Genomic DNA, 15,581 nt, shown 5'->3' on the forward strand with positions numbered 1-15,581 from the left:
TCTAGCGAACACATAACTATAAATTGCAATAACAATAAAAAAAGTTATAACAAAAACAATTAGTAGCAATATTTTTATAAAAAAATTCTTATTTAACATTATTTCATATCCTAGCTTTTAGTTAACCAACAATCTTACAAGCAACACTTTTAAAACCATAAAAATCAGCATACGCTTGATTATTATAAAGATCTTTATTAGGTGTAATATCATCAATAAAAACAGTTGGTGATATATAATCAACTATACACGGTAATGTTGGATCAGTAACTCCGGAGTGTTGGTATTGAGCCACTAAGACATTACGCTTTTGCTCGAAGTTATAAAAAAACAAACTCATACTAAATATTAAATATAATTGTGCTACCAACAATAACACAAATATCGGACTTAGCTTTTTGAGAGCTGCATATAGTTTAATAACAAATAAACCACTATGACTATAAATTTGCATATAAGCAGCCATAAAAAATATCGCATAATAAATAAGTAATACTCTTTGATTTAGATCGTATGACTTTGCCACTGGCACTAATACAAACAGTGATAATACAAGTGCTGCAGAATATACAACTACTGATAGTTTTTTGAAATTTTTATTAGTGAAAGCTAATATTAAAAAGATCACAATCATAATCAACAGTATAAGCGTATACTGTGGCGTAAATATTAGCTCACTTATCAAGCGAGTAACATTTTGCAATAGTGACGACTGAACTCCTGATGATAAATGATCCAGCCTTGCATAGTTTCCAGGTGCTGTTATTAATACAATCCCTCCGATTCCACACGCTACAAAAAAAGCAACAATCGTATCATTTATAACTTTCTTTGTAAGCACTCTTTCAAAAAAGTATGCTAGACAAAGTAAAATACTGACACATACAAATATCTCATTATATAAACCAATAATCGATCCAATAAATAAGCCAAGCAACATACTATTTTTATTTTTGACTATGGAGAAATAGTATAAAACAGTAAGTAATATTAATCCCCAAAAGTACTGAATAGCTCCTGTTTTCCATAGGATATTTGCCATAAATCCTGTCTGATAAAAGACAAAAACAAAGAAAAAACTATATATAACAAAATCTTTAGATAATATTCTGCCTCTATCATAAGTGATTATTTTGAAAGTCAGCAACATAAATATATAAAACGCTATCGAATTAACCACATTGACTATAAATAGCGACAAAGTTATATATGTTTTACTCATCAAGAAGTAGATTAAAGCCTGAGCAGAAACTCTGCCTGTCCACGTAAAATAATCAGCCTGAATAGAGTGAACCATAATTATTAACCCTTTTGCTAGGGTATCTGTATTAGCTCTACCAAAATCATCTGCCCTCATTGGTTGCAGATAATTTAAAAGCAAAAAAAATGCAACTATAAAAACCGATATAATAGCGATAATAAAATACTTCTTTTTCATAACTTACTAATAATCAAAAAGATACACAAATATACTCTAAGTGTATTATATTTGAGATGCTAATAAAAGCTGATTGTAAATGTAGAACTGACTAATTGTGTAAAGTTACTTTTGCAAAAAAACTAACCATCAAGAAAATCTGTTTTAGGCTTAGCTTCTCTTTTGTAGATATTTCTATGCTTTAATATTTCTTTTTTTTGCGATTCTGACTTCTGTGGGTTAGCTTTATCGAATTCCTGTAAAAACTGATCTATTTCACTCACATAAGCTCTATCTTTTTTGTTATCGAACAAGTGAGCCAAACGCAATATAAGCTTCATCATACGACGACTTCTCCTAAAATACTAAATATAAATTATCTTGTAGCTTGTGTGTAATTATACTAAACTAAACATCAAAGTCATATATAAAACATTAAGCTTTTAAGTATTAGCAGATTATGTTGAGTCAAAAACCAAAGATAATTGGTATATTCTTAATGTTTTTAAGCATCACTATGCTTAGTCCATTATTAGTTGACTACATATATGCCGAAAAAAATGCTTATCCTTATATTTTAAGCTTTGCTGTGACCTTTTCTTGTGGCTTCTTTTTGTGGTTCATCTCTAGAAATACGCAAAAGAAACTTTCTAACAGAGATGGTTTTTTAATAGTAACATTAGTTTGGATGTTTGTGACCGTATTTGGTGCCATTCCCTACATGTCCTTTCCGGGCTTAAACCTCTCATTCACTGATGCTGTATTTGAATCAGTCTCTGGCTTTACAACTACAGGCGGTACCGTAATTGAAGGACTAGACAAACTGCCACACAGTATACTATTTTATCGTCAACAAACTGAATTTTTTGGCGGTATGGGGATTATCGTTTTATCAGTTGCCATCTTACCACTTTTAGGTGTAGGTGGTATGCAGCTCTATAAAGCTGAAATATCTGGACAATGGAAAGATGACAAAATCGCTCCAAAAATTTCAAGTACTGCCAAAGCTCTATGGCTAGTATATCTATTGCTAACATTCTTATGCTTTATTTCTTATTTATTAGTTGGTGTAGATCCTTTTAATGCCATATGCTATACATTCTCTACCGTATCTACAGGTGGTTTTGCACCTTCTGATTCAAGCATGGCTGACAAGCCTTTTGGAATGATTTTAGTTTGTGGAATCTTTCTTTTCTTGGGAGCTACTAGTTTCAAAGCTCACTATATAGCTTTATCGAAATTCAAAATAAGCCACTATTTCAAAAATATTGAATTTAAAGCATACTTTTACTTCGTATTTTTTGCTTCTTTCATAGTGTGTATAACTATGATTGCTCATACTGATGACTTGTCAAATGTCTTTAGTATAGTTACAAATAGTGTTTTTCAAGTTATATCAATATCTTCAAGTGCCGGCTTTGTTTCTGACACAAACTATTATTTATGGCCTAGTTTCTTACCAATAATGCTAATGTTTATCGGAATAATTGGTGGTTGTGGTGGCTCAACTGCCGGCGGTTTGAAAATGATTCGTGCCATTCTTTTTAAAGAAAAAGCTATCCTAGAGGCTAAAAGAGTAATCCACCCTCAAGGAGTCTTCACTGTTAAACTTGGAGACATTCATATATCTGAACAAGCTTTAAATAGAGTTTCTGGATTTATTTCTGTTTATATCATAATCTTTGCCGGTGGTTGGTTAGCGCTACTAGGTTGTGGCTTAGATGTAACCACAGCATTCTCTACTATCGCAACAACACTATCGAATGTCGGTCCAGGATTAGGAGAAATTGGTTCTAACTTCAAAAGCTTACCTAAGGAAGCTCTATGGATATGTGACTTCGCAATGATTGCAGGACGTCTTGAGATATTTACAATCCTAGTACTATTCATGCCAGATTTTTGGAGAAAATAATACTACTACAAACCTCCTGAAGCAGCTAAGTAAGATAGATTTCCTACCTTATCATATTCAACATTATTAGCATAAACGACAATCTTATAGTCAATATTTGAGTCTTCACCTTTACACTCTAATTTCAGTAACTCATTACTGCCTGATAAGTATGATACAAAAGAACTAGTTTTGGTAATCTCTTCTTTTTTACCTTCTTTATCCATAGTATAAGTAAACTTACAACCATAATTATCACCAATATATACATTAACCAAAAACTCAGTAGGCTTTTTATCAAGAATGTTATAAATACCACTAGGAGTATTTTCAAACTTAAAACCGTATATATTATAAGCTGTCTGTTTTTTCTTTGAATGACCATGCTTTATAATCGGAAGTACTTGCCCTTGATAGCCATCACCGGTAGTAGAACAGCCACTCAAGAGAAATGATACAGATAGAAGCAACACTACCAAAAACTTTCTAGAAAAAAATATTTTTATCATACTGTCAAATAATCAGATTTGATAATTCATGAATAAAAGAATAAACCTAAAAGGCAAAAGAGGCAATAATTTACAGTGATTTTAAAAACTTATTCTTCAGTGTCTACTTTTTCTTCTTGCTGCTGTTTTTTGTACTCGTAATAGTCTTTCATAGTCAAGCCCTTTGCCCTAAACTCGGCTTTCTCAGCGATTTCATCAAGACGCTTTTTAGAATACTCAACGTGTTCAGGAGAGTAATCTTCAACTGGTTGACCCTGTAGATTAAATCTTTGCTTGAGTTCGAAAACAGCCTTATGATAGCGCGTATCACCAACATAACGACGTAATACATTTCTGAGAACCATTTTATCTACTGGAGCAAAATGCTCATTTTGATAAATTATTTCTATTTCTTCACTTATACCGATTTTAAGTGGCTTCTTATTGATCGGATCGAAACATTTAGGAAAACGAAGACACAACCACTTGAACAGTTTTGCTTCTTCTTTTTGTCTTTCTTTCTCAACATCAACAGTTATCACAATTTCTTGAGCATCTTCTAATTGAGGATTCTGCAATTCATCTACTGTTTTATTATTTATTCTATGACCATACTGTGGAATACGAATAAAAGAAGTATCTCTTTCTTCAACTTTTTTAGCAGGAGCTTTTGGAATATTTTTACTTTTAGAAATATTCTTATCTCTAGCTTGTCTCATTCTAGAAGTCTTTTCTTCTATTTTAGACGACCCACCTAACAGTGATTGTAACAATGAAAAATCGTTTAATTTATTTCTACCTTCAGACATTTCTTTATTTTATTAATAGTTATATAGGGTAAACCCTGTGTATAGTTGGTTTATATCGTACTACAAAACTATTATATTTAGCAAGCAATAAAACATCAGTAATATTTTTTTTAACATCAATATGAATTAATATTGACAATTTTTATAAATTACATATAATAAGTTTCATCTTTTGTGGCTATGTAGCTCAGTTGGTTAGAGCACAGCATTCATAATGCTGGGGTCACTGGTTCAAGTCCAGTCATAGCTACCACAAGTTTTCCCCTAGACTAAATACTTGTTAACTCCATATACTCACATGGGACTAAATTACATAAACAATTTTATAGTAGAAAATAGTATTCACTAATATCACAAATTCAATTTGAACTTTGCAAAATAGCAATACCGATATGGTAATATTACTTCTCTATATATATTTTTCATTCATGAAATACTAATATGCAATAATTATATTTTAAAAAAATTAAATATCTTTAACCGCAGACAAGGCACTTATCATTTCTGAAGTTAGATTGTTGAAGCCTTTTGGTGAGTTTGGTGTAAAGATCACATTTGATTTGCCAGATTTCGTCATATTCTCTAATGTATCTAAATATTGATACATCATTACTAGAGATGAAATATATTCAGAAGAAATATTTCCACCCGTACCTTCTTTAACATCTTCTATAGACACACGCAAACCTCTTGCTATTGCCTTACGCTGCTCTGCTATACCTTCACCAAGTAGCTTCATTGACTCTTTTTGCCCTTCTGCTTCTTTGATTTTGATAAGCTTCTCAGCTTCTGCTTTTGCTTTTGTAGCCTCAAGCTGTCTTTGCGCGGCATTGATCTCATTCATCGAACGTTTAACATTTTCCTCAGGATTGATATCAACAACTAATGACTTAATTATCGTATATCCATAAGTACTCATCTCTTCTGATAACTCTTTTTTAATATCTAGTGCTATTGCATCTTTATTTTCAAAAGACTCATCCAAGCTCATACGCGGCAATGATGATCTAATCACATCAAAAACGTATGACTCCATTTGAGCTCTAGCATTCGTTAGTTTATAAAAAGCATCTACAGCCTTCGACTCTTCAACTAAAAATTGTACCGATACTTTCATATGCACAAATACGTTATCTTTTGTTTTTGTCTCTGCAACGATATCAAGTTGCTGAACTCTCAAACTAACTCTACCAGCTATTCTCTCGATAAAAGGTATTCTAAAGTTAAGTCCTGCTCGTTGGATTCTCACAAACTTACCAAATCTCTCTATTATATTTACAGACTGAGTCTCAACTATACTTATTGAGAAAGCCAGTAAAAATATAGAAATTATTACCAAAAATATTAAAAAAACATAAACATCTCCCTATATTACATAAATTATGACTGTGGAAAATCCACTATTATATTATAGTTATTCTCACTATCTTTTTGCCAAACAAGTAAATCATGCCCTGAAGCAACTTTGCCATCAGAACTTGTCCAAATAAACTTTAATATGACTAGCTGATTATTTTCATCAAGGTTTCTACAATACTCATAGTTAAGTTTTAACTTACCCATATCTCTTTTACCAGTTTTATTTGCAGCAAATCCATCAACGTAATGCTTTAATACAGCATCTTTAGTTGTATAAGGTTTACCTCCGCTCATATACATAAAATCATCACTATAAAAGGAAACTACTTTTTCAAGATCTGCAGAATCCCAAGCTTGCTCCATTTGCCTAGCTTTAGCTCTTATTGAATCAAAGCTTTTATCACTACAATCCATAGCAGTTGCACTCAAAGCAATCAACATTGTAGATATCATTATAAATATTTTCTTCATATATACTCCTAGTCTAAAAGTGATAATACTGTCACATCTTTTGTTAAAATCTTAGGGCGTTCCTCAAATGGTCGAAAACACTCAAAATGTAATACAATCTTATGAGGCACTTTTCTAAATTTCTTAGTAAGTTTAAGTTTAAAATTATCCATACCGCCCCATTTTGAATTTTCAACATCAATACTCTCATGAGAGTAACCAGTATCATCTACATAATCATAATCCGGTGGGATAAGAAACCATCTGTATCCATCTATTGAATCCACAGGCAACTCGATATTAAAAGTATATTGTTTACTATCTAGAACAATAGGTTTTGTATATATCTTATCTATCTCAGCCTGAGTCATCTCTGCCAGCCCAAAATATGGAAAAAACAACAAAAGCACTAATATTCGATACATTCTCAAAGTATAAAATCACGACCCATATAAGGTAATTATATACACAAAAGCTGACTAAATGCATAACTTTGTATCAATCAGTATATATGCTATATCCTAATGACTTAGATTTTGTAGATATCTATATTTCTAGGTATTTTGGGTATATAATTACTGCTGTTATAAATCATAATAGTTTTAAATAAAATGGCTTTAGAAAAATTTGAACTTGAATTAGTTTCTTTTAAAGATATCACTGATAATGTTAGACACTTTGCATTTAAAAGAACTGATGGTAAACCTCTTAACTTTATCGCAGGACAATTCATTACCTTTTTACTTACTGATGAAGAAGGCAATCTTAAGCGTAGAAGCTATAGCTTAGGCTCCCTACCTACTGACAATATGCTTTTAGAAATAGGTATCACTTATGTAAAAGGTGGTATTGCAACTGATACGTTCTTCAATATGAAAGTTGGTGATACAGCACCAGCTATGGGGCCTGCTGGTAGACTTGTCCTAAAGGATGAGCAAATAAACAAACTAGTTCTGGTTGGTACTGGTACTGGTATCGTCCCGTACAAATCGATGTTCCCAGAACTACTAGAGAAAGCTGATAACACTGAAATTCATATTCTTCTAGGTGTTCAATATCGTAAGGATGCTCTTTATCAAGATGAATTTGTAGAGTTTGCGAAGAAGCATCACAATATTCATTTTAAACTTTGCCTTAGTAGAGAAACACAAGATCTTAAAGATTATGAAATCTCTGGATATGTACAAAATCAATTTGATACTATAGGACTAAATCCAGAGACTGATGTTGTTTATGTTTGTGGTAATCCTAATATGATCGACCAATCTTATGAGATGCTGACAAATGCTGGTTTCAATCCTAAAAGCGTACGTAGAGAGAAATACATTTCTTCTAATTAAACTTGATACTGTGGATAATTTAAGCTACAATCTCTGAGCTATTCTAATAAGGGATATGGTGCTTAGATGAGATAGTCTAAGTGGCGATGTCAGATTATAAATATAAGGAAACTATAAAAATGAGACAAGAAATTCATCCTAAATATACTGAAGTGACAGTAACTTGTAGTTGTGGAAACACTTTTGTTACTAAATCAACTATCGGTAAAAATGATTTAAATATTGATATTTGTTCAGAATGTCACCCATTCTATACAGGTAAGCAAAGAATCGTTGATACAGCTGGTCGTGTTGATAAGTTCAAGAAGAGATTCGGTGGTATTAAGAAAGTATAATTGTACTTTACTTATATCAAAATATCTAAACCAGCTTTATGCTGGTTTTTTTATACCTAATGATTTACAAATAATAAAGACAATCGTAGTTTAAGATAATTAATAACATCCTTTTGATGATTCATAATATCGACTAATATATTCATCTAAAGATATATTATCACTTGTCACCAATTCTTTTTCTGTAACTATTGATGTAGAAACTTGATTTTGTAATTTAGACTTAACATCTGCAGATAGTTTATAGCTTCTAAATTCTTGAGATACTTTTTGAGATACATCCAGTGCAAAATCTTTATATCCTTGCTTTTGTGCAATTCTAACTATTTTAGCGGATGGAGTTTTACTAACATCTAAAACTTTCTGCTTCTCTAGTTTTACAGCTTCTAGATACTCTAGTGGCATGTTACTCGCTACCATCTCAATTTTATTGAATAACTCTAATGCATAATCTTTTAGTGAAATTTCACTAAAATCTCCAAGTTTATTAAGCCTAAGATCCGGATTACGCCCTGCTATTGCTACAGCTGTTAAATTCTGCTTAGCTTGTTTAATTTGCTCTTTATCATATCTTATATTACCTTCATCTAAACATGTCATCAGCATTGCTTCGACAAAAAGAGCTGTATTCTTACTTATCCCAATAGGTGCAAAAGGATCGACATCTAGAACTCTAACTTCAATATATTCAACACCACGATTATATAAAGCACACGCAGGTCTTTCGCATCTTTTAGCAATTTGCTTAGGCCTAATCGCACTGTAGTATTCATTTTCTATTTGTAAAATACTATCATTAAGTTGTATTCTTTGACCGCTAGTGTCATACAGACCTAATTTTTTATAATCATTAAAAGTGTCATCTGTAGCATGTATTAAATCTTTAACATAAGATTTAACATCATTATAAGATATAGCCAAATCTTTTTGTGCTGGACTTGTATATCCCAAATCACTCATCCTTAAACTTGTAGCATATTTACCAATATAGAACTCTTCATCTAGATCTGATAAATAACTAGGCTTACTTTTAACCGAAGTTTTAGCACATATTGGACTCGCGCCAAACAGATATGGTAATAACCACATAAATTCAAAGTATTTATTAAGAACGTCAAAATAAACATCTGAGGTTGAAATCTGTTTTTCATCAGCAATACTTTGTATTAATTTCTTATCAAAAGAAAAATTATAGTGTATACCTGATATTATCTGCATAATCTTACCATATCTAGCAGATAACCCCTTACGATAAACTCTTTTCATTTGCCCAGAGTTTGAACGGCCAAAGTTAGCCTCTTGTATTTCGCTTTCATTAGCTGATAATGGCATACTAGTGTTGAGAATAATCTCATTACTATCCATATTAGCTAAAGTAAAAGCCGAAAGATCATATAACTCACAAAAAGCACTTTCAATACTGTCGTGAGGCTTTGTGATTAACTCAAGGAGATTCTCTGAGAAATCTACTGTTATACTACTATTAGTTAGTTTATGCCCGAGAGCATACGGATGATTAGAGCTAGCAAGGGCTCCATTATGACTAATCCTTAGAGTTTCTCTTTCTATTCCTCTAAGATTATTTATTTTTTTAAAGTCGTACATTTTTATCCTAAATAAATTTGTTCTGATCACTTAATAAACTATTCAACTAAATTATCGCTTCAATTCTTTAAAAGACCCTAAGCCTCCTAGTATCATCATAATCACAGAATAAACAAACACACCAGCACAAACTATTAGAGCTATACTTTTGAGTCTATCAAACATTGATAAAGTAATCCAATAACTATCACTTAGATTAAATGATTTTAATACTAAAACCATACATATACTCGCAACTGTTATTCTTAAAATTGTCATAAAATGTAAATAGCTTTTGATAAATAGTCTAAAGCTTAAGTCGCAAAGAACCCACAGCTGAATAAACAAATTCAACAATGCCACAAACGAGCTTACCAATGCTAAATATAAAAATGCATGATCATCGCCTGCAAACAAATTCACAATTAACATATCAGCAACTATAGTAATTATCAGACATATTAAACCAATATAAAAAACTATTGATGTTTTATTCTGTGTATATAGTGCTGAGACAATCACTCTAACAAGCACAAAACAAAATAGTGATACAAGGTAACCAAGCATAGCTAAATAAGTAAAATCAACATCTTGAAGACTAAACCTACCATAAAAAAATAGTGAAATAACCACAGGCTTAGCTAATATGAGCAAACCTACTACAGCAGGAACTGTAACTATCAAAGTAAATCTTATAATTAGTCCCAATGTTTGAAAAAATTTTTGCTTATCCTTTTTACAACTAATTAAGTATGGAATCATAACCGTTGCAATTGCTGTGCCAAAGACACCATATAAAAACTGATTAACTCTATCAGCATAATACAACCAAGCTAAACTTCCAGATATCAAAAATGATGCAAAAAAAGTTTCTATCAATCCATTTATTTGCAATATTGCTGTTCCAAAAAATGCTGAAGGAAGCTTTTTGAGAAAAGTCCTTGCTCGCACATCTTTGACTAGAACTATACCTTTATCAAGCTTAAATTTACCTATTAGCTTTATAAGACTATACCCACCAATAACAACTTGAATTACTCCTGCTAACAACACAGCATAAGCAACAGCAAATATAGGAATACTAAATCTAGGCGATATGATTACACCAATTATCATGACAATATTTAACACTATCGGTAATATTGATGATATAAGATATTTACTATAACTATTCAATACTGCTGATATTACTCCCATAACACCATTAAACAGCAAGTATGGGATCATGATGACAAACATACTTCTAACCAAGCTTAGAGTATTACTATCATCGACCAAACCATATGCATATACCTCAACCCAGATATTACTAAATACGATTGCTACAACAGTTATAATCAACAACAACAATGCTATAAAATAAAGCACTGTTATAATAAATTTTTTATTTTTATCGTTAGCATTACCGTCAAGATATGGATTAACTATTTGTGTCAAAACTCCAGATGAAGTCACTTTACGCATAAACTCAGGAAATCTAAAAGCTACCAAAAATGCTTGTAAAGCAGATCCACTACCAAAAAAGCTAGCTAATAATAAATCTCTGACAAAACCTAAAAGTTTCGATAAAAATAAAAATATAGATACAATTAAACTATTTGAGAAGAACTTTTTCATTTTCTCAAATCGCAAACTTATTCATTAAGGCTGACTTGACTCTACTTGTGTTTTTTCACTAGCTTGTTGCTGTATTTGAGAGGATTCTTGCACTGGTTGCTCTTGCTTAACATTAGGATTCCAGTAAATTTCTAGACTCTCTTGTTCTTTGATTGCCAAGTCTTTTTCCTCTGATGTAAGCTTTATTTTAGCTAACTCCTGCTCTGCTTTCTTTAGTCCTCGCTTATCAGAAAGATTTGGCATACAGTAAGGATTAAACTGACGCCAGAAGCCAAACAACGGATTATTATATAACTTGATAGCCTCTGATAAATAAGCATACTTAGCAACTTTGTTATCAGTCAATTCTGCCATAATAGCAAATGCTGGGGCATATGGTTGGGTTATAGCTTCACGTGCATACTTATATGCCCGTTGCTTATCATTTTTCGCGATAAGTGCTTGAGCCATTCCTGCATGCTTAAATGCATGCTTACCATGATTAATATTCTTATACTCATTATAATATCCTTCAGCCAAACCAGCTTCTATCTCAGCCGAATGATCTAAGTCATATGCTTTTTGGTACCATTTGATAGCATACTCAGGACTCTGTGGAAGACCTCCTTTACCATTCAAATATGCATCAGCGATAAAAGCCCTACCCAGAGACATACAGTAAGGATACTCCTGAATAAATTTTTGCTGATTATTAATCAAGTAAGCTCCTCTAGCCTCTAAACTACCATTAGCTATAGCAAGCTTATACCACTTATAAGCCTTTGCCACATTCATACCAGGCACTTTATCATTTCTTACATATAAATTACCTAGCTGATTCTGCGCAACATCATAACCCAGATCCGCTGATTTAGTTATATACTCAATGCCTTTTGGCTGATCAACATCAACATCTTCTGAACCAAAGAAATATAACTCACCAATCAAATATACCAAATAAGAATAAGATCTAATTCCTTCAGGATCAGTTGGAGCACCATTTTTTTCATAAAAATCTGAAGCCCACAACGCATAATCTAGCGCATCTTTATCGCTCATATCAAGCTGAACATTAGCTTCAGCTAATAATCCTGTAGCTCTAGCATCAGTTTTAAGATACGGCTTACATGATTCCAAAACTTTTTCATACTCTTGATCAACACCATCTTTATAACACTCTTTTAGAGTTGCATACGATGAACCAAAGAACATAACTGATAAAAAGGTGATTACAAATCTAACTTTCATCCCTCTCTCCCACAGACAAGTAATATAAATACAAATATTTTTAACAGTATAATATACTTTCGTACCATATTTGTAGAGATTTTTAACAAAAATCTACTTGCCTGCCTTCCGACAAGTATTTTATATATATATCAATACTATTTTTTGGTAAAAATCCCCTACCTTTTTCTGGCCACTCCACAAAACAAATAGAGTTATCATTTAAATAATCTCGAATACCTATCCACTCCAACTCTTCTGGATCGGCTAATCTATACAAGTCAAAATGATAAATATTAAAATTATCAAACTCATAACTCTCAACCAAGGTATAAGTTGGACTTTTGACATTACCTTTATAACCCAAAGACTTAAGCACGCCTTTTACAAAAGTAGTTTTACCAGCACCTAAGTCCCCATGTAAATATATAATCTGACCTGCTTGGAGTTTCTTAGCATACTCTTGAGCAAACTCAAACATCTGCTTTTCACTTTTCACTATTATGCTTTTCATACTGCTTTATAAACTCTCCAGCTAATACAAATGATCCAAACACAACTGTTACTGTGTCTTTTTTTGACAGATATATACTACTTAAGTCTTTGTTAAAATCAACTCTCACAATTTGCTGTAACTTAAACTCTTGCTTTATTTTATCCAAATCTGCTGCTCGATTATCTAGATATCCAAGATCAACAATATCCCACTTATATATATGAGATTTTGCAATATTTAATATTTCATGGAGATCCTTACTTGCCAAAATTCCAAAGACTGCTTCATACCTGATACTTTTATCGCCAAATTTTGAATCTAAAAGCTCAAACAGATGTCTTACAGAAGCTGGGTTATGTGCAACATCTACGACAATATAACTATTATCTATAGAGTCACTTTTCAAAGTCGCAAACCTTGCTTTAGCTCTTATACCTTCTAAATTTGGAATATATGATATTAACAATCTATTGAAAAGATAATCAGCGATACCCATCGCAATATTATAACTATGAACAAAACAATCTTTAGAACTATACTCATGAGTTTCTTCACAAATTATTGCGCCACATGCTTGTGCATACTCATAAACACTACTAGGCATACTTGTACCCAAAAACAAAGGAACTTCTGCTCTAGCTATACCAACCTTTTCACGCCCTATTTTATCTAGAGTATCACCAAGAATCTCGCAATGATCGAAATCGATATTTGTAATTGCTGTTATATCAGCATCTATTAGATTTGCAGCATCTAAACGCCCGCCTATACCGACTTCTAAAATCAGATAATCAATAGCAACTCTTTGTGAGTACATACAAGCACATAAGAAAGCTATCTGATAATAGGATAGTCGATACTCTGGTGTTATCTCATCTAATCTTTCCAAAAGCTCCAAAAGAACATTATCGGCAATTGACTGCTTGTTTAAAGAAATTCTTTCATTAAATTTGAAAACATGAGGAGATGTATGACTTAGCACTTGTTTATTATTCGACACTAACAGCTCTTCTAACATAGCTACTGCAGTACCTTTACCATTTGTTCCAGCAATGGTTATTACTTTAAACTTCTTGGTAAAATTAAATCTATCGAGGATAAGTAGTAAATCTAAAAGATCGCAATTGCGAGCATCTGGCTTAGCCATTATTTTAGCTATTTTAACTTCGATGCTCATTTTTTTTATTAAGAACTATGCTTGTTGTTCAGTTTTATATTCTAGAGAATGATTATAATTAATTTTAGTCAGGTTAGGCATAAGCTTGTCTATTAACTTCGCAACTTCTTCTCTTAAGTTTCTACGATCAACGATCATATCTACCATGCCTTTTTCTACTAAAAACTCACTTCTTTGGAATCCTTCAGGTAGTTTTTCTCTTACTGTTTGCTCAATTACTCTAGGTCCAGCAAAGCCTATCAGAGCTTTTGGCTCAGCAAGATGTACATCACCAAGCATAGCTAGAGATGCAGACACACCACCTGTAGTAGGATCTGTCAGTACAACTAAGTATGGTAGCTTAGCTTCTGCCAATTTTTGTAAAGCAGCACTAGTTTTTGCCATCTGCATCAATGAGAATAATGACTCTTGCATTCTAGCTCCACCACTTGCTGTGAAGCATACAAAAGGAACCTTCTTCTCAATAGCAAGTTTGACTCCTCTGACAAATTTTTCACCCACAACTGAACCCATAGATCCACCTAGGAACATAAAGTTAAAAGCTGCAGCAACTACTGGGAATCCTTTTACAGTCCCTTCCATCACAACTAGTGCGTCTTGCTCTTCAGTTTTTTTCTGCGCTTGTGACAGCCTATCTTTATAAGATTTAGTGTCTTTAAATTTCAACATATCAACAGGAGAGATATTAGCAAAATGCTCTTTTGTACTCTCTCTATCAAAGAATAAATTCAATCTATGTCTAGCAGATATTCTATAATGATAGTTACAGCTCGGACATACTGACTTATTATTGTGCAACTCCTCAGAATACAATGTTACTCCACAGCTTGGGCATTGACTCCAAACTCCTGTAGGCATATCTTTTTTCTGTGCTTCTAAACCAAGACTTCTACCAATTACTCTAGTTAACCAACTCATTATCAATCTCCTCCTAGATATTATTCGATATAGACTGGCTTAGCCAACGATCTCTATATCACTAAAGAAATATTTAATTTCTTGTGCTGCAGTTTCTGGAGCATCTGAACCATGGACAGCATTAGCATCAATACTGTCAGCAAAATCAGCTCTAATAGTTCCCGCTTCAGCTTCTTTAGGGTTTGTAGCACCCATTAACTCACGATTTTTAGCTATAGCATTGTCACCTTCTAATACCTGTATCATCACAGGACCTGAGATCATAAACTCCACAAGAGCACTAAAAAATGGTCTATCCTTATGTACCGCATAAAAACCTTCAGCTTCTGCTTTTGACAAATGCTTCATTTTAGCAGCAACAACTTTTAACCCAGACTTCTCAAAACGTCTATAGATTTCACCAATTATATTTTTTTCTACAGCATCAGGTTTGATAATAGACAAAGTTCTTTGTTTATTCATTTTAATTAATTCTCCAATTCTTAGTTAATTCA

At 32.5% G+C, this 15,581-nt stretch carries 17 protein-coding genes and 1 tRNA gene; 4 read left to right on the forward strand and 14 right to left on the reverse strand.

The genetic code is table 11. The annotated features are described in order from the left end of the window. Positions 1-121: 121 nt before the first annotated feature. Together FTPG_RS01110 and FTPG_RS01115 are read right to left on the reverse strand one after the other, a co-directional pair. Positions 122-1,438, reverse strand: coding sequence for a DUF6056 family protein (locus FTPG_RS01110; protein WP_004286564.1), 1,317 nt, complete (start codon positions 1,436-1,438; stop codon positions 122-124). Positions 1,439-1,560: 122 nt separating this feature from the next. Continuing rightward, positions 1,561-1,761 carry a CBU_0585 family protein gene (locus FTPG_RS01115; RefSeq protein ID WP_004286565.1) on the reverse strand — a complete coding sequence of 67 codons (201 nt, stop codon included), beginning with the start codon at positions 1,759-1,761 and terminating at the stop codon, positions 1,561-1,563. A 113-nt stretch (positions 1,762-1,874) separates the two neighbouring features. Here FTPG_RS01115 and FTPG_RS01120 point away from each other — a divergent pair, with 113 nt between their 5' ends. Further along, complete coding sequence (locus tag FTPG_RS01120) at positions 1,875-3,329, forward strand: potassium transporter TrkG (RefSeq protein WP_144402382.1); 1,455 nt, start codon at positions 1,875-1,877, stop codon at positions 3,327-3,329. A 5-nt stretch (positions 3,330-3,334) separates the two neighbouring features. Here the strand turns inward: FTPG_RS01120 and FTPG_RS01125 are convergent, their stop codons facing one another. Both FTPG_RS01125 and FTPG_RS01130 read right to left on the reverse strand, forming a co-directional pair. Beyond that, positions 3,335-3,817, reverse strand: coding sequence for an FTL_1709 family lipoprotein (locus FTPG_RS01125; RefSeq protein WP_004286567.1), 483 nt, complete (start codon positions 3,815-3,817; stop codon positions 3,335-3,337). Between the two features lie 89 nt (positions 3,818-3,906). Next, the gene (locus tag FTPG_RS01130; protein WP_004286568.1) at positions 3,907-4,605 is read right to left on the reverse strand and encodes a ProQ/FINO family protein; all 699 of its coding nucleotides are present in this window, start codon (positions 4,603-4,605) and stop codon (positions 3,907-3,909) included. Between the two features lie 176 nt (positions 4,606-4,781). On the opposite strand from FTPG_RS01130, the gene FTPG_RS01135 reads away from it, so the two are divergent. After that, positions 4,782-4,858: transfer RNA gene (locus tag FTPG_RS01135), tRNA-Met, on the forward strand. Between the two features lie 213 nt (positions 4,859-5,071). Here FTPG_RS01135 and FTPG_RS01140 read toward each other — a convergent pair. From FTPG_RS01140 to FTPG_RS01150, 3 genes are read right to left on the reverse strand one after another with little or no spacing between them, the layout of a single operon-like run. Further along, positions 5,072-5,944, reverse strand: a complete 873-nt coding sequence (locus tag FTPG_RS01140) for an SPFH domain-containing protein (RefSeq protein WP_004286569.1) — start codon at positions 5,942-5,944, stop codon at positions 5,072-5,074. Between the two features lie 41 nt (positions 5,945-5,985). After that, on the reverse strand, positions 5,986-6,435 hold the full coding sequence (locus tag FTPG_RS01145) for a YybH family protein (protein ID WP_004286570.1): 450 nt from the start codon (positions 6,433-6,435) through the stop codon (positions 5,986-5,988). An 8-nt stretch (positions 6,436-6,443) separates the two neighbouring features. Next, a complete protein-coding gene (locus FTPG_RS01150; RefSeq protein ID WP_004286571.1) occupies positions 6,444-6,839 on the reverse strand; it encodes a hypothetical protein in 396 nt (131 codons plus the stop codon). A 186-nt stretch (positions 6,840-7,025) separates the two neighbouring features. Here FTPG_RS01150 and FTPG_RS01155 point away from each other — a divergent pair, with 186 nt between their 5' ends. Both FTPG_RS01155 and rpmE read left to right on the forward strand, forming a co-directional pair. Then, positions 7,026-7,754 (forward strand): ferredoxin--NADP reductase, encoded by a 729-nt coding sequence (locus FTPG_RS01155; protein ID WP_004286572.1) that lies wholly within the window; start codon positions 7,026-7,028, stop codon positions 7,752-7,754. A 119-nt stretch (positions 7,755-7,873) separates the two neighbouring features. Further along, positions 7,874-8,089 carry a 50S ribosomal protein L31 gene (gene rpmE, locus FTPG_RS01160; protein WP_035722084.1) on the forward strand — a complete coding sequence of 72 codons (216 nt, stop codon included), beginning with the start codon at positions 7,874-7,876 and terminating at the stop codon, positions 8,087-8,089. Positions 8,090-8,188: 99 nt separating this feature from the next. Here rpmE and gshA read toward each other — a convergent pair whose 3' ends face one another. The 7 genes from gshA to ndk all read right to left on the reverse strand — a co-directional run bounded on the left by gshA (position 8,189) and on the right by ndk (position 15,549). After that, positions 8,189-9,694, reverse strand: a complete 1,506-nt coding sequence (gshA, locus tag FTPG_RS01165) for a glutamate--cysteine ligase (RefSeq protein WP_004286574.1) — start codon at positions 9,692-9,694, stop codon at positions 8,189-8,191. 51 nt (positions 9,695-9,745) lie between these two features. Next, the gene (murJ, locus tag FTPG_RS01170) at positions 9,746-11,290 is read right to left on the reverse strand and encodes a murein biosynthesis integral membrane protein MurJ (protein WP_004286575.1); all 1,545 of its coding nucleotides are present in this window, start codon (positions 11,288-11,290) and stop codon (positions 9,746-9,748) included. Between the two features lie 24 nt (positions 11,291-11,314). Beyond that, positions 11,315-12,517, reverse strand: coding sequence for a tetratricopeptide repeat protein (locus FTPG_RS01175; protein ID WP_004286576.1), 1,203 nt, complete (start codon positions 12,515-12,517; stop codon positions 11,315-11,317). A gap of 82 nt (positions 12,518-12,599) precedes the next feature. Beyond that, the gene (gene tsaE, locus FTPG_RS01180) at positions 12,600-13,010 is read right to left on the reverse strand and encodes a tRNA (adenosine(37)-N6)-threonylcarbamoyltransferase complex ATPase subunit type 1 TsaE (protein ID WP_004286577.1); all 411 of its coding nucleotides are present in this window, start codon (positions 13,008-13,010) and stop codon (positions 12,600-12,602) included. Further along, positions 12,985-14,169 carry a bifunctional folylpolyglutamate synthase/dihydrofolate synthase gene (locus tag FTPG_RS01185; RefSeq protein WP_004286578.1) on the reverse strand — a complete coding sequence of 395 codons (1,185 nt, stop codon included), beginning with the start codon at positions 14,167-14,169 and terminating at the stop codon, positions 12,985-12,987. The genes tsaE and FTPG_RS01185 overlap by 26 nt, the downstream gene beginning before the upstream one ends. Positions 14,170-14,184: 15 nt before the next feature. Further along, on the reverse strand, positions 14,185-15,087 hold the full coding sequence (accD, locus tag FTPG_RS01190; protein ID WP_004286579.1) for an acetyl-CoA carboxylase, carboxyltransferase subunit beta: 903 nt from the start codon (positions 15,085-15,087) through the stop codon (positions 14,185-14,187). 39 nt (positions 15,088-15,126) lie between these two features. Then, positions 15,127-15,549 (reverse strand): nucleoside-diphosphate kinase, encoded by a 423-nt coding sequence (gene ndk, locus FTPG_RS01195; protein WP_004286580.1) that lies wholly within the window; start codon positions 15,547-15,549, stop codon positions 15,127-15,129. Between the last annotated feature and the right edge of the window lie 32 nt (positions 15,550-15,581).

The organism is Francisella philomiragia subsp. philomiragia ATCC 25015, from assembly GCF_000156715.1.
GTDB lineage: Bacteria > Pseudomonadota > Gammaproteobacteria > Francisellales > Francisellaceae > Francisella > Francisella philomiragia.

Coding starts and splice junctions, on each gene's coding strand:
- FTPG_RS01110 (WP_004286564.1), bottom strand. CDS start 1,438: ATGAAAAAGAAGTATTTTATTATCGCTATTATATCGGTTTTTATAGTT.
- FTPG_RS01115 (WP_004286565.1), bottom strand. CDS start 1,761: ATGATGAAGCTTATATTGCGTTTGGCTCACTTGTTCGATAACAAAAAA.
- FTPG_RS01125 (WP_004286567.1), bottom strand. CDS start 3,817: ATGATAAAAATATTTTTTTCTAGAAAGTTTTTGGTAGTGTTGCTTCTA.
- FTPG_RS01130 (WP_004286568.1), bottom strand. CDS start 4,605: ATGTCTGAAGGTAGAAATAAATTAAACGATTTTTCATTGTTACAATCA.
- FTPG_RS01145 (WP_004286570.1), bottom strand. CDS start 6,435: ATGAAGAAAATATTTATAATGATATCTACAATGTTGATTGCTTTGAGT.
- FTPG_RS01150 (WP_004286571.1), bottom strand. CDS start 6,839: ATGTATCGAATATTAGTGCTTTTGTTGTTTTTTCCATATTTTGGGCTG.
- FTPG_RS01155 (WP_004286572.1), top strand. CDS start 7,026: ATGGCTTTAGAAAAATTTGAACTTGAATTAGTTTCTTTTAAAGATATC.
- rpmE (WP_035722084.1), top strand. CDS start 7,874: ATGAGACAAGAAATTCATCCTAAATATACTGAAGTGACAGTAACTTGT.
- gshA (WP_004286574.1), bottom strand. CDS start 9,694: ATGTACGACTTTAAAAAAATAAATAATCTTAGAGGAATAGAAAGAGAA.
- murJ (WP_004286575.1), bottom strand. CDS start 11,290: ATGAAAAAGTTCTTCTCAAATAGTTTAATTGTATCTATATTTTTATTT.
- FTPG_RS01175 (WP_004286576.1), bottom strand. CDS start 12,517: ATGAAAGTTAGATTTGTAATCACCTTTTTATCAGTTATGTTCTTTGGT.
- tsaE (WP_004286577.1), bottom strand. CDS start 13,010: ATGAAAAGCATAATAGTGAAAAGTGAAAAGCAGATGTTTGAGTTTGCT.
- FTPG_RS01185 (WP_004286578.1), bottom strand. CDS start 14,169: ATGAGCATCGAAGTTAAAATAGCTAAAATAATGGCTAAGCCAGATGCT.
- accD (WP_004286579.1), bottom strand. CDS start 15,087: ATGAGTTGGTTAACTAGAGTAATTGGTAGAAGTCTTGGTTTAGAAGCA.
- ndk (WP_004286580.1), bottom strand. CDS start 15,549: ATGAATAAACAAAGAACTTTGTCTATTATCAAACCTGATGCTGTAGAA.